The sequence below is a fragment of the Lutibacter aestuarii genome (assembly GCF_042676885.1).
Taxonomy (GTDB): Bacteria; Bacteroidota; Bacteroidia; order Flavobacteriales; family Flavobacteriaceae; genus Lutibacter; species Lutibacter aestuarii.
Window position 1 is genome coordinate 367,641 of the sequence record NZ_JBHTIC010000005.1, and the last position, 23,637, is coordinate 391,277.

Annotated in this window: 15 protein-coding genes; 8 read left to right on the top strand and 7 right to left on the bottom strand. The window is 30.0% G+C overall.

Translation table 11 applies throughout. From position 1 onward, the window contains the following. Positions 1-4: 4 nt before the first annotated feature. A complete protein-coding gene (locus ACFQZW_RS04215) occupies positions 5-2,032 on the top strand; it encodes a peptide MFS transporter (RefSeq protein WP_372801710.1) in 2,028 nt (675 codons plus the stop codon). Between the two features lie 69 nt (positions 2,033-2,101). Further along, positions 2,102-2,641, top strand: coding sequence for a thioredoxin family protein (locus ACFQZW_RS04220; protein ID WP_298265048.1), 540 nt, complete (start codon positions 2,102-2,104; stop codon positions 2,639-2,641). Positions 2,642-2,650: 9 nt separating this feature from the next. On the opposite strand, the gene ACFQZW_RS04225 is transcribed toward ACFQZW_RS04220, so the two are convergent. After that, a complete protein-coding gene (locus ACFQZW_RS04225) occupies positions 2,651-4,678 on the bottom strand; it encodes a ComEC/Rec2 family competence protein (RefSeq protein WP_386781538.1) in 2,028 nt (675 codons plus the stop codon). 125 nt (positions 4,679-4,803) lie between these two features. Here ACFQZW_RS04225 and ACFQZW_RS04230 point away from each other — a divergent pair, with 125 nt between their 5' ends. Further along, complete coding sequence (locus ACFQZW_RS04230) at positions 4,804-5,691, top strand: hypothetical protein (RefSeq protein ID WP_386781539.1); 888 nt, start codon at positions 4,804-4,806, stop codon at positions 5,689-5,691. 51 nt (positions 5,692-5,742) lie between these two features. On the opposite strand, the gene lpxB is transcribed toward ACFQZW_RS04230, so the two are convergent. From lpxB to surE, 3 genes are read right to left on the bottom strand one after another with little or no spacing between them, the layout of a single operon-like run. Then, the gene (gene lpxB, locus ACFQZW_RS04235; protein ID WP_298265055.1) at positions 5,743-6,864 is read right to left on the bottom strand and encodes a lipid-A-disaccharide synthase; all 1,122 of its coding nucleotides are present in this window, start codon (positions 6,862-6,864) and stop codon (positions 5,743-5,745) included. A 6-nt stretch (positions 6,865-6,870) separates the two neighbouring features. After that, the gene (locus ACFQZW_RS04240; RefSeq protein WP_298285993.1) at positions 6,871-7,155 is read right to left on the bottom strand and encodes a hypothetical protein; all 285 of its coding nucleotides are present in this window, start codon (positions 7,153-7,155) and stop codon (positions 6,871-6,873) included. Between the two features lie 9 nt (positions 7,156-7,164). Beyond that, positions 7,165-7,929 carry a 5'/3'-nucleotidase SurE gene (gene surE, locus ACFQZW_RS04245; protein WP_386781540.1) on the bottom strand — a complete coding sequence of 255 codons (765 nt, stop codon included), beginning with the start codon at positions 7,927-7,929 and terminating at the stop codon, positions 7,165-7,167. A 389-nt stretch (positions 7,930-8,318) separates the two neighbouring features. Between surE and ACFQZW_RS04250 the strand changes: the two genes are divergently transcribed. The 5 genes from ACFQZW_RS04250 (at position 8,319) to ACFQZW_RS04270 (ending at position 18,293) form a co-directional block, all read left to right on the top strand. Continuing rightward, positions 8,319-10,427, top strand: a complete 2,109-nt coding sequence (locus ACFQZW_RS04250; protein ID WP_386781574.1) for a carboxy terminal-processing peptidase — start codon at positions 8,319-8,321, stop codon at positions 10,425-10,427. A 348-nt stretch (positions 10,428-10,775) separates the two neighbouring features. After that, a complete protein-coding gene (locus tag ACFQZW_RS04255; protein ID WP_298265063.1) occupies positions 10,776-12,896 on the top strand; it encodes a hypothetical protein in 2,121 nt (706 codons plus the stop codon). An 11-nt stretch (positions 12,897-12,907) separates the two neighbouring features. After that, on the top strand, positions 12,908-16,927 hold the full coding sequence (locus ACFQZW_RS04260; RefSeq protein ID WP_386781541.1) for a hypothetical protein: 4,020 nt from the start codon (positions 12,908-12,910) through the stop codon (positions 16,925-16,927). A gap of 135 nt (positions 16,928-17,062) precedes the next feature. Next, the gene (locus ACFQZW_RS04265; RefSeq protein WP_298265067.1) at positions 17,063-17,512 is read left to right on the top strand and encodes an acyl-CoA thioesterase; all 450 of its coding nucleotides are present in this window, start codon (positions 17,063-17,065) and stop codon (positions 17,510-17,512) included. Further along, the gene (locus ACFQZW_RS04270) at positions 17,502-18,293 is read left to right on the top strand and encodes a DNA/RNA non-specific endonuclease (RefSeq protein WP_386781542.1); all 792 of its coding nucleotides are present in this window, start codon (positions 17,502-17,504) and stop codon (positions 18,291-18,293) included. The genes ACFQZW_RS04265 and ACFQZW_RS04270 overlap by 11 nt, the downstream gene beginning before the upstream one ends. Positions 18,294-18,376: 83 nt before the next feature. Here ACFQZW_RS04270 and ACFQZW_RS04275 read toward each other — a convergent pair whose 3' ends face one another. The 3 genes from ACFQZW_RS04275 to ACFQZW_RS04285 all read right to left on the bottom strand — a co-directional run bounded on the left by ACFQZW_RS04275 (position 18,377) and on the right by ACFQZW_RS04285 (position 23,617). Next, positions 18,377-19,285: a glycyl-radical enzyme activating protein gene (locus ACFQZW_RS04275; RefSeq protein ID WP_298286007.1), complete on the bottom strand. Its 909-nt coding sequence runs from the start codon at positions 19,283-19,285 to the stop codon at positions 18,377-18,379. Beyond that, positions 19,286-21,739: a trans-4-hydroxy-L-proline dehydratase gene (hypD, locus tag ACFQZW_RS04280; protein WP_386781543.1), complete on the bottom strand. Its 2,454-nt coding sequence runs from the start codon at positions 21,737-21,739 to the stop codon at positions 19,286-19,288. Between the two features lie 225 nt (positions 21,740-21,964). Continuing rightward, positions 21,965-23,617 carry a sodium/sugar symporter gene (locus ACFQZW_RS04285; RefSeq protein WP_298265075.1) on the bottom strand — a complete coding sequence of 551 codons (1,653 nt, stop codon included), beginning with the start codon at positions 23,615-23,617 and terminating at the stop codon, positions 21,965-21,967. Between the last annotated feature and the right edge of the window lie 20 nt (positions 23,618-23,637).

Genomic DNA, 23,637 nt, shown 5'->3' on the forward strand with positions numbered 1-23,637 from the left:
AAAAATGAGTAGAGAAAATAATGATTTTTTTAAAACCCAAGTATTAGGGCATCCTGCGGGATTGTTTGTATTATTTTTTACCGAAATGTGGGAACGCTTTTCATTTTATGGAATGCGTGCCTTATTGGTATTATTTTTAGTAAGTGCCTTGGGAATTGGGGGCTGGGATTGGCCTCGAGAAAATGCATTAGCATTGTATGGTACTTATTTAGCTTTGCTATATTTAACTCCAATAATTGGTGGAACTTTAGCCGATAAATATTTAGGAAATAGAAAAGCAATTATTATTGGTGCTTTAATTATGACTTTTGGTCACGCAAGTATGGCAATAGAAACTCCTTTCTTTTTATATTTAGGATTAGGTTTATTAGTTATTGGAACTGGTTTTTTTAAACCTAATATGAGTTCATTTATCTCTATTCTTTACAAAGATTTTCCAGAGAAAAAAGACGGCGCGTATACTATTTTTTACATGGGAGTTAATGCAGGAGCCTTTTTAGGAATTATGCTGTGTGGCTATTTAGGTGAAATTTTAGGTTGGAGTTGGGGATTTGGATTGGCAGGTATTTTTATGCTACTTGGATTGTTACAATTTACATTAGCACAAGGTATTTTTGGAGAAGCAGGAAGTAAACCTAACAAAGACAATAAAAAAATTGAAGCTGATGACCATACCGAAATTGAAGATAAATTAAACCCTTTTACATTAATTGATAAAATAATAATTGTAATTGTAGCAGCTCTAGGTTTAACATGGGTTATTAATGATCCTCTTTCTAAAATTGGAGAGGTAAACTTTTTAGAGTTTGGAGGGACAGATTATTCAGGTCAAACCATTTTAGTAACTCTCGTTTTATTTGTCTTTTTACTTGGATCACGTATTGTAAGATACAGTAAAATAACTCGTGATAAAATGATTGCAGTAGTCATTTTTGCATTCTTTATTATCTTCTTTTGGGCATCATTTGAGCAAGCTGGTGGATCAATGAGTATTTTTGCTAAAGATTATACTAGTAGAATATTATCTGGAAATTCCGCCTTAATTTTTAATATTGTTGATGTCATTATAACCGTAGTTCCAATTGCCATTATTACTTGGGTCTTATTTTTATTATTCCGTCAAACTTTTAAAAAATATTTGATTTCTAACTTAATTTTAGGATTTAGTTTTGTATTAATTTGGGGAATTGTTGTTTGGAAAATTTACAATAATTTCAACACCTATTCTTATGAAATTTCATATCAAACTTATCAAATATCTGAGACAAATAATCAAGGTAAAGAAACTACTAAAACATACGCTATAACTGCAAATACAAAACTGCCAGAAAACGCTGTTTTAGTTGACAATACCACAGTGATTAGATCAGCCAATGATTTTGTGAAAAATGATAAAATAGCTATTATTGATATTGATAAAAAAGGAGTGAACTACAAGTACCTAACAGATGAACAAGCTGAATTAATTGATACCAATATTTCCGCAACTATTATTAAGAAAAAAGAAAATGAAATTCAAATTCCTGCTACATGGTTTTTAATTTTAAACTCTTTATTTATCATTGCATTTGCACCACTATTTTCTAAATGGTGGGAAAGCAAATACAATCCTAAACCCGCTAACAAATATGCAATAGGGCTCTTTTTCTTAGGAATTGGTTTTGCCTTTTTAGCCTATGGTGCTTCGGGCATACCTCAAGGTGCTAAAACAGCTTCTGTAAGTATCGTTTGGTTAATTCTTGCATATCTTTTCCACACTCTAGGCGAACTTTGTGTTTCTCCTGTAGGTTTATCATATGTTAGTAAATTAGTACCTGCTCGTATGATTGCCTTTATGTTTGGTGTTTGGTATTTAGCTTTGGCAATTGGAAACAAAACATCGGGTAAAATGGGTTCAATGATTGATGATATCACCGCTAAGTACGACATTTCAACTTTCTTTTTAATATTTACATTTGTTCCAATAATTATTGGGATTATTGCGCTGTTATTAAACCCTGTATTGAAAAAACTAATGCATGGTGTTAAATAAATTTAAGTTAAAGTGTAATTTTTAAAAAAACTAATCGTCAAACTAAAAAATAGAATTTAAAATAGTTATATGAAGAAATTAATTATAGTAATAATAATGCTTTTGAGCATTACAACCTATGCCCAAAAAATAAATTGGATGAGTTTTGAAGAAGCGTTAACCGCTCAAAAAACAACTCCAAAGAAAATTTTTGTTGATGCTTATACTACTTGGTGTGGACCTTGCAAAATGCTAGATAAAAACACCTTTCAAAATAAAGATGTTGTAAAGTATATTAATGATAATTTTTATGCCGTAAAGTTTAATGCTGAAGGAAATGAAGTAGTAAATTTTAAAGGCGAAACTTTTACCAACCCAAATTTTGATTCTAATAAAAAAGGAAGAAATAGCTCTCATCAATTATCTGGATATTTAGGTGTAAGAGCTTACCCTACTATGTTATTTTTAGATGAAGAAAATAATTTAATAACACCCGTAGTAGGTTATAAAACACCTCAACAATTAGAATTATTTTTAAAGCTGATTAAAAAAGAAGATTATAAAAACATCAAATCGCAAGAAGCTTTTACGGAATATGCATCCAACTTTAAACCTGAATTTAAAGAGTAATTTAAAAGCTTATTCTCTTAATATAAAAGCTCCTTTTTGCATGGTATTGTAAAAAGGAGTTTTGTTTTTTAAACAAGTTTCTTCCCAATTTTTCACAAGGTTTTTATAATTGGATCCATCTGCAATTATTAACTTAGGGTGTAATGTATTTAACAAACGCTCTAAATTAATTTTTGGGGAATATTGTAATAAAATAGCCGTTGGTTTAATCGTTTCAATATTATAAATTCCTAAGCTATCCACAGCTAAAACTGTTGTATTTAAAAATTGATAAAAATTTCTTGGTGCTTGAACTTTCAACTTATGCATCCCAGCTTCTATAAGATAGGGCTTTACTGGATAATTTTCTTTAGAAATTGAATCCTTAGAGAATAAAATGATATCATCTCCATAACGCTGAACAATAATACCTGATTTTATTTTATTAAAAACAATAAATTCATTGGTGGTTTCAAGTTGTTGTTTTTCAAGCAATACAACTATTTGAAAAACTATAACTGAAAAAAGAACAAATTTAAAACGAATTACTGATTTTTTTTCTTGCCATTTAACAAAAAGAATTATAACTAAATAACTGGCGAGCATTGCGCTGAATGAAAATGGAATATTTTTAAACAAAAATGTTTCTTGATGAGCAATCCAGCTCACAAAAAAATTCATCTTCTGTATAATTAAAATATAAAAATCTCCTACAATAGAAGGTAAAATATTTAAAATAGCACAAACAATTATAATAACTCCTACTATTAAAATTACTCCTAAAAAAGGAATAATTACCAAATTAGAAATAAAAAACAAGCTTGGAAACTGGTGAAAATAATACAAACTTAATGGTAATACACCTATTTGTGCAGCTATTGAAACTGTAAACAACTGCCAAATTTTTCTCAATATCCATACTTTTGAAATCCATATATTAAATAATTTAGGCTGAATCCACACAATAAAAAATACCGCTAAATAACTTAATTGAAAACCTACTTCAAACAAATAAAAAGGATGAAAAAGCAGCAAAAAAAACATTGAAATTATTAAACTGTTGTAAACATTTGAAGGCCTATTTAAATACATTCCAATAGTAATGGCAGTAAACATTGCAACAGCTCTTACAACCGATGGAGACAAGCCTGCTATAATTGCATACATCCACAACAATAGTATAATTATTACAGCAGTCAAAGTTTTACCATGTTTAAAATAACTAATAGGCTTAAAAATAAATGTTAACAACATTAATATAATACCAATATGTAAACCAGATACAGCCAAAATATGTATGGCACCAGCACCTGTATAACTTTCCAATAAACTTTCTGAGATGTCTTGTCTTTGACCTAAAATTAGGGCATTTACAACTGCCAATTCATCATTTTTAAACCCATATTTTTTTAATGATTTTATAATTTTTATTCTAATTTTAGCAGCAATATTTTTTAAGGTAATATTTGTTTTTGCAATGGAAAATAGTTCTCTTTCAGAAATAATAATTTGATGATTGATTTGTTGATTCTTCAAATAGTTTTTATAATTAAACTCATACGGGTTTAAAGGCTTTTTTATTTCTTTTAAACCAGAGTTAACTATAAATGTATCACCAACATTCAAAATTACATTTGAAGAATCTCTTTCCAAATTAACCAAAATTTTCCCTAAGGTTATTTGATTATTTACTTGTAGAATTTCAGCTTCATATTTATCATAAAACATCGTAGGTTTAAGAACCTTTTTAATTGTAATGACTTTCTTAGATTTTTGATTTTTTGAAGACTTGGTATAAACTGAATAATGATTTTTTTTATGGCTTTCAGTACTTAAAACTATGGCATTAATTCCTATAAAAAAAATTGCTAAAAAAGCTGCAATGGAAAACTTAATTGAAGGTAAGTACCGTTTATTTTCAAAATAATAAACTATCGCTAAAATTAATATTGCAAAAAAATTAAGTAGTGTTATTAGTTGGGGTTGGATTATAAAATATTTACCAACCAAAATGCCCAACACCAAAAATATGGTTAATTGAAAAGGTACAAATTTCAAAAACTTTATCATAGCGATATAAAACTACAAAATATTTTGAACTTGTAACAATAGTTACAGAATGACTTATATCAGCTAAGTGAAATTCATTATAAAGTAATTTTGAGTAATTAATAATCAAAATTATGAAGAACTTAATTTTTAGTAGTATCACAATTATTTTAATGACATTTACCGCCTTTGGACAAGAGGTAGCACCATACATAAAAGTGGGAGAGTCTAGTGAATCTATGCAAAAAGTAACTGAAAAAGTTACACAGGCTTTACAAAATAATTCATTTAATATTATAGGTAATTATAGTCCTTCAAATAAAGCTGGATTAAAGGTACTTGTATTTACTAGAACAGACTTAAAAAACACGGTAGTGAAAGTCTCTGATAGAGGAGCATTAGCTGCAGCTTTTAAAATTGGATTAGTACAAGAAAATGGAAAAATTACAATTTCTTACACCAACCCTGATTATATTTTAAGAGCTTATCTTGGAGACAACTACAACACTTTTAGTAGCACTTTTAAAAAGTTTAACTCAGATTTAAAATCTTCACTATCTAGTATTGGAGTAGAATTTAAACCTTTTGGTGGGGGTATAAAAGCTGATAAATTAAAAAAATATCATTACAAAATAATGATGCCTTACTTTACAGATCCAATAACTTTAAATGAATTTTCATCTTTTGAAGAAGGATTAAAAACCATTGAAAATAATTTAAAAACAAAAAAAGGGCAAACAGTTGAAGTGTATAAAATTGTATATAAAAATGAAAAGGTTGCAGTATTTGGAATTGGATTGCAAAATAAAGAAGAAGGTGAAAATCATTTTTTACCAATAATTGGTGAAGACCATATTGCTGCAATGCCTTATGAAATTATTTTACAAAATAAAACAGCAACTATGTTACACGGTAAGTATAGACTTGCCTTACATTGGCCTGAGTTGACCATGGGTACATTTATGAAAATTATGAGCACACCTGGAGATATCGAAGATGCTCTAGAAGCTGTTTGTAAATAAAATATTACAACATTTATTATTCAATTAATTATCTAGAAAAGCTCTGAAATATTAATTTATTTCAGGGTTTTGTTTTATAATTAATTCTGCCACTTTTTTTGAAGCTCCTTTACCTCCTAATTTTTTTTCCAATTCAAAATACTCTAAAAAAAGTTGGTTTCGTTTTTTTGTCTCTAAAATTTTGTGAAGTTCACTTTCTAATCTAATTTCATTGCAATCATTTTGAATAAGTTCTGTAACAACTTCTCTTTTCATAATTAAGTTTACTAATGAAATAAATTTTAGATTTATCAATCGTTTTCCAATTTGATAAGAAATCCAACTTGTTTTATAACAAACAATTTCAGGAACTTTAAAAAGCGCCGTTTCTAAAGTTGCAGTTCCAGAAGTTACAATGGCTGCATAAGAAATTGATAATAAATCGTAGGTTTTATTTCCAATAAATTTGACATTATCTTTAGTTATAAACTGCTGATAAAACTTATAATCTTGACTTGGAGCTCCAGCAATTACAAATTGATAACCTTCAAACTTTTCCACCATTTTCAACATTACAGAAAGTAATTTTTTTATTTCTTGCTTTCTACTTCCTGGCAATAACGCTATAATTGGTTTGTTAGACAGGTGGTGCTCTTTTCTAAACTTAATTTCATTTACTTGAGCTCTACTTGCAATTGCATCAATTAGTGGATGACCTACAAAATGAACTGGAAATTGATGTTTAATTTCATAAAATTCTTTTTCAAAAGGTAAAATCACATACATTTCATCAACATCACGCTTTATTTTTTTTATGCGATTTTCTTTCCAAGCCCAAATTTGAGGTGAAATATAATAGAGAACTTTTATGCCTTCTTTTTTTGCAAATTCAGCAATTCGCATGTTAAAACCTGGATAATCAATCAATATTAAAACATCAGGTTTAAATTGTAAAATATCTTTTTTACAAAAATTTATATTTTTAAAAATAGTTCTAATATTCAATAAAACTTCCACAAACCCCATAAACGCCAAATCGCGATAGTGCTTTACTAAAGTTCCTCCAACTTGCTGCATTAAATCACCTCCCCAAAATCTAATTTCAGCTTTAGAATCATTTACAAATAGTTCTTTCATTAAATTTGACCCGTGTAAATCACCAGAAGCTTCGCCTGAAATTATGTAATATTTCATTATAAATTATTTAGAAAATATATTTAAAAATAAGACTAAAAAAGCAATGAAAAACGTTTCCAATAACACACCTCTAGCTCTATATATTTGTTTCTTTTTTAAAAACCCAAAGAATACAAAAAAGTTTGCTAAAGCCCCTAACATTAATACTTTTCCTTCTAAATTTCCTTCTTTAATTAATTCTAAACTTTTGTAAAATCCAAAATTTGAAAAAAATTCAATAAAAATATAGCACCCAAAAGATGTAGCTATTAAAGCTACTAAAAAGCCAATAAGCATTTCTTTTTTCATTCGTTTAAATTACAAATTCCAATTGTTTAATTTTTGAATAAAATGATGTGCTGTTAAATCAAACTGAACAGGTACTACTGAAATATAATTGTTTGCTAAAGCCCATTCATCAGTATCTTCACCTTTATCCATATTTACAAACTTACCAGTTAACCAATAATAAGTTCTTCCTTGCGGATTGGTTCTTTTATCAAATTCTTCCACCCAGTTTGCACGTGCTTGTCTACAAACTTTTATCCCTTTAAATGTTTCACTTTTTGGGAAGTTTACATTTAGCACAACACCATCTGGCAGGCTATTTTCTAATACATTCAGAGCAATTTTTTTAATAAACTCTTTTAAAGGTTTAAAATTTGCATTCCAAGAATAATCAAGTAATGAAAACCCTATAGCTGGAATCCCTTCTACACCGGCTTCAACCGCTGCACTCATAGTTCCTGAATAAATAACGTTGATAGAGGAATTTGACCCATGATTGATGCCTGAAACACATAAATCTGGTTTTCTATCTAAAACTTCACTAACCGCTAATTTTACACAATCTGCTGGTGTTCCTGAAGATTTAAATTCGCGTTGTGGACCTTCATCAATTTTTACCTCATTACAATACAACGTTTCATTAATTGTAACTGCGTGTCCCATTCCACTCTGTGGTCCGTCAGGCGCAATTACTACAACATCCCCTATCTCGTTCATCACAGAAATTAAGGTTCTTATGCCTGGAGCTGTTATTCCATCATCATTTGTTACTAAAATTAAAGGTCTCTTACTCATGGTTATTTTATTAAATAACAAAACTACTATATTTTATTTGGTTACAATAACTTAAACTTTAACATTTTGTAAAGAAACTTCGGTCTTAATTTTTTTTAATATTGTAGTAAATAATGCTTATTTTTTATAAACAAAATTTGAAGTAGTTATTCTTTTAACTTTTCAATTTAATCTTTGAGTGGAAAAGTAAAATGTATTAAAAACCGTAAACAAATAACACCTAAAATAGTGTTTGAATACAACTTAGGAAACTGTTCAATAAAAAAACATTAAAATTTCTGAATCTTTCCTTAGTATTTATAAAAAAAAGTTAAATTAGACCACTAGCTAAAATAATGGCATTATTTTAGTAGTTACTAACAAAACAATCTTAAACAGCCTGACAGATGATGATTAGAAAATTTAAAATTTTATTACCCTTATTTTTTGTTGTTAGCTTATTTACAAGTTTTCAAACTGTAGCTAACCCAGACCCAAAAGATAAAATTTTATTAACCATTTTAAAATATGTTTTGACAGAAGGACATTATGAACCTCATGAAATTAATGACGCTTTTTCTGAAAGAATATATTTTGACTTTTTAGATAGATTAGATCCAGCTAAAAGATATTTTCTACAATCGGACGTTGATGAGTTTTCAAAATATAAAACACAAATTGATGATCAAATAAATAATAAAGATTTAACATTTTTCTTTACAGTTTATGAGCGCTTTAAACAACGAACAAATGAATCTAAAAATTACTATCAAGAAATTTTAAAACATCCTTTCGATTTTAGTAAAGATGAAATTTTAGATGTTGATTATGAAAAAGCTCCATATGCAACAAATAAAAATCAATTATTAAATGTTTGGCATAAACAACTTAAATTTAATACGCTTTCTCGTTTATATGATAAATTAACTGATGAAGAAGATAAGAAAAAAGAAGATGCTTCTTATGTTATGAAATCTATCAATGAGCTTGAAAAAGAATCTAGAGAAGCCACACGAATAGGCATGAAAGAATCTTTTGAAAGATTTGATGAATTGACCTATTCTGATTGGTTTTCAACTTTCATCAATTGTATTGCAGAAGAGTTTGACCCTCATACCACGTATTTTGATCCAAGTGTAAAAAAACGTTTTGATATTTCAATGGCGGGTAAATTAGAAGGTATTGGAGCTAGGCTTCAAAAGAAAAATGATTATACCAAAGTAAGTGAATTGATTTCTGGAGGTCCAGCTTGGAAACAAGGTGAACTTGAAGTAGGAGATTTAATTACTAAAGTTGCTCAAGGTGATGAAGACCCTGTTGACATTGTTGGAATGAGGTTAGATGATGCCATTGAGTATATTAAAGGTAAAAAAGGAACTGAAGTTAGGCTAACAGTTAAAAAAGTAGATGGTACCATAAAAGAAATTTCAATTATTAGAGATGTTGTTGAATTGGAAGAAACTTTTGTAAAATCTAGTATTGTAAAAAAAGAAGGTCGAACTTTTGGAGTGATTCATTTGCCAAAATTCTATATAGATTTTGACGAGAAAAACTTTAGAAATTCTGCTACTGATATGGAGCAAGAAATTGAACGTTTGAAAAAAGAAAACGTTGAAGGATTAGTATTAGACTTAAGAAACAACGGTGGAGGCTCTCTTCAAACCGCTATAGAAATAACTGGATTGTTTATTGATAAAGGTCCTGTTGTACAAGTAAAGTACCGCGATAGAGCTCCAGATATAAAAAAAGATAAAAATTCAAAAATTCAATGGGATGGTCCTTTAGTAGTATTAGTAAATGAACTTTCAGCATCTGCCTCAGAAATTTTTGCAGCAGCTATGCAAGACTATAAAAGAGCAGTTATAATTGGGGGTAAACAAACCTATGGAAAAGGCACAGTGCAAAGTGTTTTAGACTTAAATAGATATCATAGTTTAAAAGAAGATTTTGGTGCTTTGAAAATGACTATTCAAAAATTTTATAGAATTAATGGAGGTTCAACACAACTTGAAGGAGTTCATTCTGATATTATGTTACCAGACAGATTTACTTATATGGAAATTGGTGAACGTGATTTAGAAAACCCTTTAAAATTTGATAAAGTTCCTCAAGCCAATTATTCACTTTGGAATAACTACCAAAACTATGATACCGCTATTAATAATAGTAAAAAACGAGTAGCAAATAACCATTATTTTAAACTAATAAATCAAAATGCTAAATGGTTAAAAAAATCTCAAGATGACACTATCATTTATTTAAATTTAAATGAATACAAAAAAGATATAGAAAACAACAAAAATGAATCTTTAAAATATAAATCTATAAGAAATTATACCACTAACTTAACCTTTAACTCTCCTTTATACGAAAAGCCGTTAATAGAAAGTGATAAAGATTTAGCTGAAAAAAGAGAAACTTGGCATAAAAATTTAAAAAAAGACATTTACGTTGAAGAAGCTTTGAATGTTTTAAGTGAATTAAAAATTAAACCTCAGCATCATTTAGTTAAAAATTAATTTTTACTTTTTATATTAATAATCAAACCCCTTTCGTTGATAAAAAACATTGAAAGGGGTTGTTTTTATGTTTATTAGAAAATTTTTCCATACCTATAAACTTAGATTTTTAATGCAACCTATTTTGACTTCAAAAAATATAAGTTATTTTTTTTTTGTATTTTGTTATTAAATCAAAAAAATCAAACTCATTATTAACCCTAATTTTAATGCTATAATAAATACAATTTAAAATATACTGAACTCATATTTTTTTCTATAAGGGTAACAATTTTTGTTTTTTTTGATATATCACTAAAAGCCTTATTAAATGGTAAGGAAGCTATTAACAAAAAGTCAAATTTTATTATGAAAAAATTAGGTATTCTTGTTTTTTTTGTATGTGTTACCTTTGGGTATTCTCAAAAAAAAATAACAGAACTAGAAAAAAACAACTCTAGTTTAGTTGAAGTTTTGATAACTACTGGCATTTCTTCTGCTACATCAACATTTAGTGACAATTCTTATGCTGCTGATGGTAGTTTTATCGAACTATCTTCAACTTACTATTTTTCTAAAATTGGATTAGGAATTTCTCTAGGAGGTTTTTCAAACCCAACCGAAGGAAATTTACGGAATTTTGCCAATGAAGTTTCTTATCCTGTTAAATTTAATTCTGAAAAATGGAAAACTTCATACTATAGCATTGGTCCAAACTACAAAACAACTTTTGGCAGTTTAGAAACAACTATTTTTGGTAGAGCCGGAATCATGCTTGTCAAACCAATTTCATTAGAAGGTAATTTTACTTCCGAAAATGTAGATGTTTCCACTACCATACCTGTTTACAATTATAATACAAACGAAACATCAAATATTGGTTTTTATAATGCTGGTATTAGATTGGGTTATAAATTACATCCAAATTGGGGTTTGTATGCAACAGCCAATTATTTGTCAGCTTTTTCTGATGGAATTACTGCCATAGATGGTCGTAAACAATTTATTGATATTAATAAAGATGGTGTAATAAATGAAGTAGATATTATTAGACAAGATGGAACGCAAATTGAGTTCAAATACACCGAAAAAAACATCCAACCACAAGTATTTAATTACGGTTTTGGCGTAAGCTATAATTTTGGCAAAAAGCTTACCACATCTAATAAAAATAAGAAGCAATCATCAAGAGAGAATTCAAACCCATATTTTGTTTCTAATGAATTAAAAGATAAAATGATTGCTAAAAATAGTGGCTCTGTTGTATTTACCAATCCTTCAAAAAAAGACAAGAAACAACAAAAAATAATTGGTGTTTTACCAAAAAATAACAGTGTTTTTAAAAATTCAAGTGAAATTAAAAATTTTACTTGGAAAGTAATTGGCACTAAAATTTTAAACCCTCAATACATTATTGAAGTTACTAAAATTGGAAATAACCAAAAATCACAACGTATATATATTGAAAAAACTTCAAGTACATCTTTAAATACATTGCAAATTTTTAAAGATCACCAATTAAGTGATGGTCAATACCGATGGAAAGTTACTGAAACATCCACAGGAAACTCATCAGCACCAATGTTTTTTACTTTCAGTAATTGCGAAATAGATTTTACCATTTCAAATGAAGAAATTGAATGTTTAGGATATGAAGGCGAAAACAGAAAATTTAAAATTTGTTTTGATTCAACTTATTCAAGTACATCAGGTGATTTAACATATACAAACCCTAGTTCAGGTTTATCTGTTTTCGACCAAACCTATTCACCTTTATCTTATACTTTAGTGAGTCCAAATCCCACACTTTTAACTCAAATTGGAGCAAGCACCACCACAATAAGCTACTGTTTTGAAGTAACTGTTTCTGCAAGTGTAACCTCAATTGGTTTTGGTTTACAAGGAGATGATTTAGATCCAAGTCCTATTTTATGCCAACCAGGCGTTAGTGTCAATTTTGATGAATTACCTAATTGCATTTGCGAAGAATGCGAAGAAATGGATCTTTCTTTTGATAATTTTAATATTTCATTGAATGGAACAAATGGTAATCAATTTAATTTTAATGGCGATATTAATGTAAGTGTTCCTATATATGGTATTGAATTTCAAATACAATCTTATAGTTATTCAGCCAACCCTTCAGCTTGTTCAAAAGGTGTTAGTACTGTTGAAGAATCGGGCATGTTTTTAATGCCAGGAACCACCATTAATGGATCAACATCTTTACAGCTTATAAATGAAACTGCTTCTGGAAGCCTAAGTTCTAATAACAATGCCACAAAAAACGTAAAATATACAAGTAATTCGATCTTAACAGGTGCAATTCCTGTAAACTTAACTATTGGTTTACCAGGCCCAATCTCTGGTTTCGATCCAAGTTGTTGTGAAATTGAATATACCGTTTGTATAAAAGTTAAAGTCTTTTATGAAGAAAGCAATTGCAAATCGTGTGTATTTACTCATTGTTTCACCTTTAATAACCAATAAAAATTACTATCATGAAAAATATATTATATCCATACAAAACATATATGTTGCTAGTATTTTTATTTGCAACAACCATAATACAATCTCAAATTGCAGTAAATACTTCACCTAATACAAATACTTGCAATTTAAACGGTGACAATGTTACAGTTTCTGTACCAACAGAAGCTTTAACAGGAGACAACATCCCTTTAAACATTACTTTACCAGGAAGTTATGATGCTGGCTGCGTAAAAACGGTTAGTATAACCAATTCATCGAACTTAATATTTCAAAGTTCTGGTGCCATTCCTTTTACTGATATGGGAGGAGGCACCTACCAAAATGCACCATCCCCTACTTTAAACGGTAATGATGGTCATAATTTTAATGTATTTTATAAATTTCCTGGTTATATAACTTGTAATGGAACTGTTGGAACGTTTGATGTTACAGTAACTTTAGATTGTGCTGGTGTTATTACTACGTGTACAACTTCTGTAAATGTTATAGCAAGGGCTGCAAATTATTGGTCAATTTCTAAAGAATTTGTAACTGGTGATTTAACTTGTGGGCTTTCCACTTGGAAAATTAAACTACATCATAATAATCCAAATGGGTCTGGTTTAGGAACTTATAAACTGTCAGGAACCATAACAGAAAGTCCTTCTGTACCTGTAGTAAGTGGAGCTGTACATACGGTAAATTATTCAATGGCTAGTAACTCTTTTTACACTAAATATATAACGCTTCAAAATTGTGCACCAGAAGGTTCAATAATTACTAATGTTGCAAATTATAATTTTACCTTAGGAGATGGAACTTGCGGTACAATGTCTGGTTCCATATCAGCCAATTCAGATCCGTTAGTTTCTCCAAATACAGATTTATCTTTTGTAAAATATGCTTACGATAATAATGGATATCCATATACACATCCATATTTTAACATTCCTCCTGGGTGTGCTGGAAAATATCGAATTCAGGCTAAAAACAATGGAAATGTACCTTGGACAAACCTTGTTATTACAGATAACTTTAATATTCCCGGAATAACAATTACAGGAATAAGCCCACCTATAGGATGGTCTGTTACACCTTCAATACCACCTTATTCAAACATCTTTTATACATTTACAGCGCCTTCTGGTTTTATTTTAAATCCTGGCGAAGAAATTAATATATGGGTAGATTTTGAAGTGAATTTAACAACTAGTTCAGGTACAACAATTTCAAATTCAGCTAATATAGATTATCAAGCAGTTGGAACAGGAGGTGGAAATGGTTCTGGAGGAGGTTCATCTCCTTGTCCAGCTATCAACTGTCCTACCATAGATACCTCGCTTCAAAATAAAACAACTTCTGTAGATTTTGATGTTGCTACACCTGAACCAAGAGGTTCTATTAAAAAATGTATTTTAAATACTCCAAGCACCATTGTTCCACCAATTTATCAAATTGGAGATATCATTGAATTTAGTGTTATGATTGGAAATTCTGGCTCAGGTAATTTATCTACAACCTTAACCGATGTTTTTGGTATGCCAGGTCAAAATTTAGAAATACTACCAGGAACTATTACGTATGAATATTATGCCGACCAAAACAGAGGCTATAGAAATAGTTGCAGCCCCCCTTTTGGAGCTCCAATTTCACCTCCTTTTCCAGTAACAGCTAACACCACAGATTTACAAAATCCGTTTTGGAATATTACCAATATGCCTGGTATTTGTGATTACAACCGATCAAATTTCTTAATCATAAAATTTAATGCTGAAGTTTTAGCACAACTTTATGGAACTAAAACTAATGTTGCAAGTATTCCAAGTACCACCGGTTTTGGGACACATTCTAGCGCTGTAAATTATACAATAGATCAAGTTGGTATTTTAGGTATTTTTAAAAAAGCTGATACAGAGATTGTTGAAAATGGTCAAACATTTAATTATACCATAACTGTTTCAAATAATGGAAGTGTACCTTTAGATAATATTGTAATTACAGATATATTACCAGATTGTGTTTCAGTAAATGGACAATTAACAATAGAAGATGCTACTGCAACCTCAATACCATTTACAACTTCTGGAGGATTGATCATAAACATCAATCCAACTACTCAAATATTTCCTGGAAATGATTTTACCATCACAATTCCTGTAGTTAAATCTGGCGGAGGAAACTGTTGTAATGAAAGTGTTTCGGTTACTGCTAAAATGATAACTTCTGGAGTAGAATTAAACGCCAACTATGGAAGTGAAGAAGCCCCTGCTGCCTGTGTAACAGGAACTGAATGTTGTGATGTTGAAGATTTTGAGGCAACAATACAAGAAAACAATGAAACTTTTAATATAACTATCAATGGTGGAAGTGTACCTTTACAAGAAGTAGAAATTTCTATGGTAGACTATCACATTGAATATTTAGAAGAAGATTGTAAACCAGAAAATTTAGGCATATTTGGAACCTTAACTACTTCAACTACAAATCTGGGTAATTTAATTTTAAATACTGGAGATAATGGTACCAGCAGTTTAACTTGGCAACTTGGAAATCCATCCATTATAAATGGAGCAGTTAATTTAGATATTTTGTATCCAGAAGTTTTAAATTTAGACTGTTGTGATGTTGAATTTTATTTCTGTCTAAAAGTTAAAGTTAAAGATGTAAATTGTAATGTTTGTGAAAAAATAATTTGTTTTTCATCAGACAATCAACAAACTGAACCAGATCCTTGTGAGATTGATATCAAACCGTTCAATCAAGGTCAAAAATATTGTGCAGGAGATACCATTAATTTAAATTGGTCAGGTTCAACACCATCTAGTCAAGTAACTATTTCTTTATTTGACAATACAAATGGTACAATGTATACAGTATTAGCCACTGGAATACCAAATACTGGATCATTTACCTACACAATTCCAACCTCATTACCTTGTGACCCACCTAGATCTTGGTCATTTATTGTTGAAGATGCTGAAAAATTATGTTTTGATAAAAGTGATGCATTTATTATTGAATGTTGCTCACAACATGGGGATTGCGAATGTGGTGAATGGATAGAAAACAGTGTTTCTATAAAAGGATATCATAAAAAAATTCCAAAAAACCCAAAACAAAAAATCAATTTTCAATCAAATTTTGAGAAAAAAATTGAATGTGGAAATGAAATTGAATTAAAGCCAACCATGAACTACACATTTACAGCACCAAATTATGTTTGTAATCCTGAAAATTGTGATGTTGAATATAAATGGACAGTTGTAGATCCAGATGGCATTATACTATCTGATAATGGTAAAACTTTTAATTATACTTTTACTAGCTATGGAACTTACAAAATAATATTTACACCAATTTGTGGCGGAAATGAATGTGAACCTTGTGTAATTTATATCAATATTGAAAAATTCATTTCACATGAACCCGGTCCAATTATTGGAACATCTCATGAACTTCCAACAGGAATCATTCAAGATGTTTACAATCCAAAAACAGGCAAAATTTGGATGAATAAAAATTTAGGTGCAACCCGAGTGGGTACTAGTCCAACAGATTCTGCTGCTTTTGGTTATTTATACCAATGGGGTCGTTTAACAGATGGACATGAAAAAAGGTCAAGTAATACCATAGGCACTTTAAGCAATTCTGACATCCCTGGACATGGGAAATTTATAACAACAAGCAATTCACAATCTGATTGGCGAAGTTCTAAAAACAACGCACTTTGGCAAGGCTCAAATGGAACTAACAACCCTTGTCCATCTGGTTATAGGCTACCTACAGAAGCCGAATTAAATGCCGAACGTTTAACTTGGGTTACCAATGATGCAGCTGGAGCTTTTGCCTCTCCTTTAAAATGGGTTTTGGCAGGTGCACGTAACAAAAATGGGTCTTTAGACACCTCAAACAAAGGCTATTACTGGTCAAGTAGTATAAGTGGAAACGATGCTAAATCATTACGTATATTTAATGCGAATGCTAATATTTATGGGGGAATGGTTCCTAATCGTGGCGCTGGATTTTCTGTACGTTGTATAAAAAATTAAAAAAAAGGATTGGTTCGTTTTAAATGAACCTTAAATTAACTAAATTAGTAGTTTATAATTGTTTTAAAAGAGTCGAGAAATTTCTCGACTCTTTTTACGTTTTACCTTAAATTAGCAACTTCAAAAAAATATCAAATGAATTTCGAAGTATTATTTAAAACAAAATGGTCTGATTTTGACCCAAATCGTCATATGAGACATACAGCGTATAATGATTATGCTGCTGAAGTTAGAGTTCGGTATTTTCAAGAACATGGGCTGTCTATTAATGAATTTGCCAAACTAAATATTGGTCCTATTTTATTTAAAGAAGAAACTTCTTTTTACAAAGAAATTCATATAGGTGAAAATATTACAGTAAAAATGGAATTAGAAGGAGTTTCAAAAGAGATTGAACGTTGGCGTTTTAATCATCAAATTTTTAATGAAGCTGGAAAACTTTCTGCCGAAATAAAAGTTTATGGTGCTTGGATAGATTTAGAAAAACGTAAATTAACTTCTCCTCCTGCTGAATTTGTAAAGATTTTTGAAGACTTACCTAAAACTTCTAACTTTAAAGAAATTCCATTAAAAAGTGAAAAATAGGAAAACTATTTATGCCATAATTGCATTGTTATTTGCATGTATATTATATATCTATGATAATTATGATGTGGAAGAAAAAAACATTTCTTTTTCTTCAAATTTCAACTATTTACCTACGTCAACCACTGGACAAATAATACATCACAATTATTATTCTCTTTCTTATAATGAAAAATTTGAACAAGCTGAATGGGTTGCTTATGAATTAACTTTGGAACATCTTTCAAACCAAAATTTTAAAAGATCGTACTTTGAAAAAGATTCAAAAGTAAAAACTCAAAGTGCCAACTACAAAAATTATAAAAACTCTGGTTATAACAAAGGTCATTTATGTCCAGCTGGTGATCGTAAATTTTCAAAAGAAGCCTTTAACGAAACTTTTTTAACTTCTAATATTACTCCTCAATTGTATGAATTTAATGCTGGTATATGGAACAGATTGGAGCAAAAAGTACGTTATTGGGTACAAAAATATGATAAATTATATGTGATTACTGGTGGAGTTTTATCTAAAAATTTAAAAACAATTGGCAGTGAAAAAGTAGCTGTTCCAACACAATTTTATAAAATTATATTAGATTACCATCAACCAAAAATTAAAGCTATTGCTTTTTTAATTCCTCACAAAGCTTCAGAAAAAGGTTTGTATAACTTTGTGGTTACTATTGATGAAATTGAAAACTTAACCGGAATTGATTTTTTCCCAGAATTACCTGATGAAATAGAATCTAAACTCGAAAAATCTTCCAACTACACTAATTGGAATTTTAGAAATTTTTAAAAATAGGGTAACAAATTTTAGTATTTGTTGATATAATTAAAACAAAAGCTGAATAATAAAATTCTTATACGTTTAGATATTAATCATCCCCCAACAGAGGCAGAAATACCATTATTTTTAAATATTGAAATAATATTGGTTATTTCATTTATATTAGGAGCTTCAAATACGTGATTGTTATTTGGAGTTCCTAATTTTTTATATTTATTTTCAGCAATATTATGGTAAGGAAGCAGGTTAATAACGGTTCTGTTTCCTTCTAAAGAATTCATAAATTTTGCAGTTTCAATAATATTTTTTTTAGACGTATTTACTCCCTTAATTAAGGGCATTCTAAAAATTAATTCACAATTAGTTTTTGCTAATTCTACAATATTGTAAAGTATTTTTTGATTAGAAACACCTGTAAACTCTTTGTGTTTCATAGAATCCATTACTTTTAAATCAATCAAAAAAAGTTCCGTGTGTTTGGCTACCTCCAACACGGTTTCTAAACTTGCAAAAGCAGTAGTATCTACTACCCTATGATACATTCTTTTTCCACATTCTTTTAGAGCTTCCAATAAATATGTTGAATGCATTAAAGGTTCTCCTCCAGAAAATGTTACACCACCACCTGATTGATCAAAAAAAATTGCTTCATTATCAATCTTCTGCATCAAATCAGAAATTGAAATTGTAGAACCTAACATTTCAAAAGCTTTAGTTGGACAAACTTCAGCACATTTACCACATAAATTACAAATAGTATAATCTGTAACTATACCCTCTGAAGTCATTTTTAGAGCATTATTTGGGCAATTTTTAATACAGCTTAATGCTCCAATACATTTTTTAACATTGTACATTTTTTGCACTTTTGGTGACATACTCTCTGGGTTATGGCACCATTTACACTGCAAATTACATCCTTTAAAAAATACGGTTAATCGAATTCCAGGACCATCATTTATAGCATATTTTTTAATATCAAAAATTAGACCTGTGCTCATTTAAAACGATTCGTTTTCTGTTCTATCAATTACTTCTTGTTGTAAATCGGCATTCATATCGTTAAAATAATCGCTATAACCCGCCATTCTAACTAATAAATCTTTATAATCTTCAGGATTTTCTTGAGCCGCATATAAGGTTGCTGTATCTACAATATTAAATTGAATATGATGCCCTCCTAAAGCAAAATAACTCCGTACTAAGTTACCCAGTTTCATAATATCTTCATCACGCTTTAATAAACTCGGTAAAAACCGCTGATTTAATAAGGTGCCTCCTGATTTTACTTGATCAATTTTGGTTAATGATTTTATAACTGCTGAAGGTCCATTGGTATCACAACCATGTGATGGAGAAGTTCCATCTGAGATAGATTTGTGAGCTAACCTACCGTTTGGTGTTGCTCCCATTACTTTTCCGAAATATACATGACAAGTTGTTGATAACATATTTAAATGAAAAGTTTCTCCTTTTGTGTTTGGCTTTCCGTCAATGGCATCGAATAAATCGTTATATACTTGTAGCGCAATTGAATCGGCATAATCATCATCATTTCCATAGAAAGGAGTTTTATTCAATATCGTTTGACGCAAAATTTCTTTTCCTTCAAAATTTACTGAAACTGCATTTAAAATGGTATCCATTGATATATTTTTATCTTCAAAAACGTGTTTTTTTAACGTGGATAAACTATCGGTTACTGTACCTAGCCCTGTACATTGTATATAATTGGTATTATAACGAGGCCCTCCATTGTAATAATCTTTCCCATTGGTAATACAATCGTCTATAACTACTGATAAAAAAGTTGCAGGACTATATTTTGCAAACATCCTATCGATATAATTACTTACTAAAATCTTCTGATTTACAATATAATTTAGTTGCGTTTTAAAAGCTTCATACAATTCATTATAACTTTTAAAATCTCTTGGATCTCCCGTTTTAATACTAACCTGTTTACCTGTTAATGGATTTACACCATTATTCAATGTGATTTCAATAATTTTTGGAACATTTAAGTAGCCTGTTAAAATATAGGCTTCTTTTCCAAAAGCACCTACTTCAATACAACCACTGCAACCTCCTTCTCGAGCATCTTCTAGAGATTTTCCTTGTCGTAACATCTCAGGAATGTAAATATCTGGATTAAAAATGGAAGGATATCCGTGTCCTTGACGAATTACTTTACATGCTTCTTTTAAAAACCGATCTGGAGTTCTAGAACTTATATGTACCGAATTTCCAGGTTGAAGTATGTGTAACTCTTCAATTATTTCTAACATAATATACGAAACTTCACTAACACCATTTGAACCATCACTTTTAACTCCTCCAATATTAATATTAGTAAAATCGTTGTATGTACCGCTTTCTTTGGCTGTAATTCCTACTTTTGGAGGTGCAGGATGGTTATTTACTTTTATCCAAAAACAACTTAATAATTCTTTTGCTTCTTCTCTTGTTAAAGTACCTTCGGCTAATTCCTTTTCGTAAAAAGGTGTTAAATGCTGGTCAAAATGACCAGGATTCATAGCATCCCAACCATTTAATTCTGTAATAGTTCCTAAATGCACAAACCAATACATTTGTATGGCTTCATAAAAATTACGAGGTGCATTTGCAGGCACCCACCTACATACTTCTACTATTTTTAACAGTTCTTGTTTTCTTTTCGAATCAGTTTCTACATTCGCTAGCTTTTCCGCTAAATCGGCATGTCGTTCGGCAAAAATAATGACTGCTTCACAAGAAATTTTCATTCCTTCTAATTGTTCTTTTTTATCAGTAGCTTCTGGATCATTTAAAAAATCTAAACGATTTATTTGTTGTTGTATTTCTTTTTTAAAATCCAACATGCCTTTTTTATAAATTTTTCCATCCAAAGCTGTATGTCCAGGAGCTCTTTGCTCCATAAATTCAGTAAACAAACCTGCTTCGTATAATTTACTCCACTGTTTTGGAACATGACTAAAAATTCTTTCGCGCATTGATTTCCCTTTCCAATAAGGAATTACTTCATTCTTATAAGTAGTAATATCTTTTTTAGAAATAGTGTATCGTTGCATTTCTCTAGTGTTTAACACGTGGAAATCTTCAACACTATGACAGGTAAGTTCAGGAAATGTTGGAACTGCTTTTGGCTTTGGACCTCGTTCACCTACAATTAATTCATCATTTCCTAAATAAATACTTTTTTGTTTACATAGTTCTAAAAAATTTAACCCTCTTAGTACAGGGGTTGCATATTTTCCAAAATTAGCTTTATAAAATTTTGTTTGGATTAATGCTCTTTCTATTGATAAGGTAGGTTCGGTTTCAAAACTTAATTTTCTCAGTTTTTGAATTCGTTCATTCATCCCTGGGCCAATGTTATTATTTATTGGTTGATAAAAATTACCTTGAACTGAAGCTGGTCTTTCTGGTTGTATAAATACAGATTTGGATTTCATAATTAAAAAGTATTGGATAAGGTCTCTAAAAAAATGCTTGAGGAAACTCTAAAAATAATTATGAAATGACAGTAAAAAACATAAGGCACTCAAATAACTGTCTGTAAGATTTTGTATGAGTAGTGCTATTTTTAAAAGTTTTCATATATAAAAGATGAATTCATCTCAAATATACAAAAAAAGAGCTGACAACTGCCAACTCTTTTTTAACTTAAACTTATATTATTATTTCCAAAATAGTGAATAAAGAACAACTAAAATTATCATCACTGCAAAGGCTCCAACGTTAAATATTGGGCTTGTTTTAAACAAATTTGAAGTAATAGCAATTCCTTTTTTATCATCTGCTCCTTTGTTTTGAAAATAACTTACAAGAGCAATAACTATCATGGTAATAATTAAAGTATATGCCATTTGATCCATAAAAGGAACATTTACAAAGATTGAATTTGTTGACCAACCCTTTGGAGCAACTTTAAAATACATTGCTACTGGAATTGAAGTTAGAGCACCAATAATAGCACCTTTATTAGTTGTTTTCTTCCAAAATAATCCCAACATAAATACCGCTAAAATACCTGGACTCACCACTCCAGTATACTCTTGAATAAACTGGAAAGCTTGATCTATACCACCTAACAAAGGAGCCATAATGCAAGCAATGATTAATGCAATTCCAGCAGAAATTCTTCCAGTATTAACCGTTGCTTTATCGCTTGCTGTTTTATTAATATATTGTTTATAGATATCCATTGTAAATATTGTTGAAGTTGAATTTAGCATAGAGGCTAAAGAAGATACAATAGCGGCTGCCAATGCAGCAAAAGCAACACCCTTTAAACCTGTTGGTAAAAATTGTAACAACCAAGGGTAGGCTTTATCAGCCTGCTCTGCCGAAGGTAAATTTTGTAATCCTTCAGCTCCAAGTCTCATCATAATTTCAGGATCATTTACCATTACATAAGCTGCAATTCCAGGAATTACAACAATTAAAGGAATGATTAACTTTAAAAAAGCCGCTAACAAAATCCCTTTTTGTGCTTCTTTTAAAGATTTTGCAGCCAAAGTACGTTGAATAATATATTGATTGAACCCCCAATAATATAAATTTGCTACCCACATTCCTCCAACTAAAACTCCCAGTCCAGGAAGGTTTTTAAATTCTGGATTTGATTCATCTAATATCATTGCAAATCTTTCAGGTACTGCATTGTAAACTGTTTTAATTCCTTCTACAACTCCTTGTCCATCAGAAACGGTGTTTAAAGCTAGATAAGTTGTAGCTAAACCTCCTAAAACCAAGAACACTACCTGAATTACATCGGTCCAAGCTACCGCTGATAAACCGCCATATAATGAATAGGCCGCTGCAAAAAGAGCTAAACCAATTACACCATACATCATAGGAATTCCCATAATTGTTTCAAGTGCTAAAGAACCTAAATATAGTACCGACGTTAAGTTTACAAATACATATAGCGCAATCCAAAATACTGCTAATATGGTTTTTAAATTGGTAGAGTATCTTTTTTCAACAAATTCAGGAATTGTATACAAGCCTTTTTCAATAAAAATGGGTAAAAAGTATTTCCCAACAATAATTAATGTGATAGCCGCCATCCACTCATAAGAAGCAATTGCTAAACCAGAAGCAAATCCTGAACCAGACATTCCAATAAACTGTTCTGCAGAAATATTAGCAGCTATTAAGGATGCTCCTATTGCCCACCAAGGCAGCGATTTACTCGCTAAAAAGTAATCTTCAGCATTTTTTTGATGTCCTTTTTTATCTTTTGACACCCATAAACCAACACCTAAAATTAATAGTGCATAGATTATAAATATGAAATAATCTAAAAATTCAAAATTTGCGGTCATAAAAATATATTTAAGTTTAG

Excerpts from the sequence above, each read along its gene's own strand:
- ACFQZW_RS04215 (WP_372801710.1), top strand. The coding sequence starts at position 5 with ATGAGTAGAGAAAATAATGATTTTTTTAAAACCCAAGTATTAGGGCAT.
- ACFQZW_RS04220 (WP_298265048.1), top strand. The coding sequence starts at position 2,102 with ATGAAGAAATTAATTATAGTAATAATAATGCTTTTGAGCATTACAACC.
- ACFQZW_RS04230 (WP_386781539.1), top strand. The coding sequence starts at position 4,804 with ATGAAGAACTTAATTTTTAGTAGTATCACAATTATTTTAATGACATTT.
- lpxB (WP_298265055.1), bottom strand. The coding sequence starts at position 6,864 with ATGAAATATTACATAATTTCAGGCGAAGCTTCTGGTGATTTACACGGG.
- ACFQZW_RS04240 (WP_298285993.1), bottom strand. The coding sequence starts at position 7,155 with ATGAAAAAAGAAATGCTTATTGGCTTTTTAGTAGCTTTAATAGCTACA.
- surE (WP_386781540.1), bottom strand. The coding sequence starts at position 7,929 with ATGAGTAAGAGACCTTTAATTTTAGTAACAAATGATGATGGAATAACA.
- ACFQZW_RS04250 (WP_386781574.1), top strand. The coding sequence starts at position 8,319 with ATGATTAGAAAATTTAAAATTTTATTACCCTTATTTTTTGTTGTTAGC.
- ACFQZW_RS04255 (WP_298265063.1), top strand. The coding sequence starts at position 10,776 with ATGAAAAAATTAGGTATTCTTGTTTTTTTTGTATGTGTTACCTTTGGG.
- ACFQZW_RS04260 (WP_386781541.1), top strand. The coding sequence starts at position 12,908 with ATGAAAAATATATTATATCCATACAAAACATATATGTTGCTAGTATTT.
- ACFQZW_RS04265 (WP_298265067.1), top strand. The coding sequence starts at position 17,063 with ATGAATTTCGAAGTATTATTTAAAACAAAATGGTCTGATTTTGACCCA.
- ACFQZW_RS04275 (WP_298286007.1), bottom strand. The coding sequence starts at position 19,285 with ATGAGCACAGGTCTAATTTTTGATATTAAAAAATATGCTATAAATGAT.
- hypD (WP_386781543.1), bottom strand. The coding sequence starts at position 21,739 with ATGAAATCCAAATCTGTATTTATACAACCAGAAAGACCAGCTTCAGTT.
- ACFQZW_RS04285 (WP_298265075.1), bottom strand. The coding sequence starts at position 23,617 with ATGACCGCAAATTTTGAATTTTTAGATTATTTCATATTTATAATCTAT.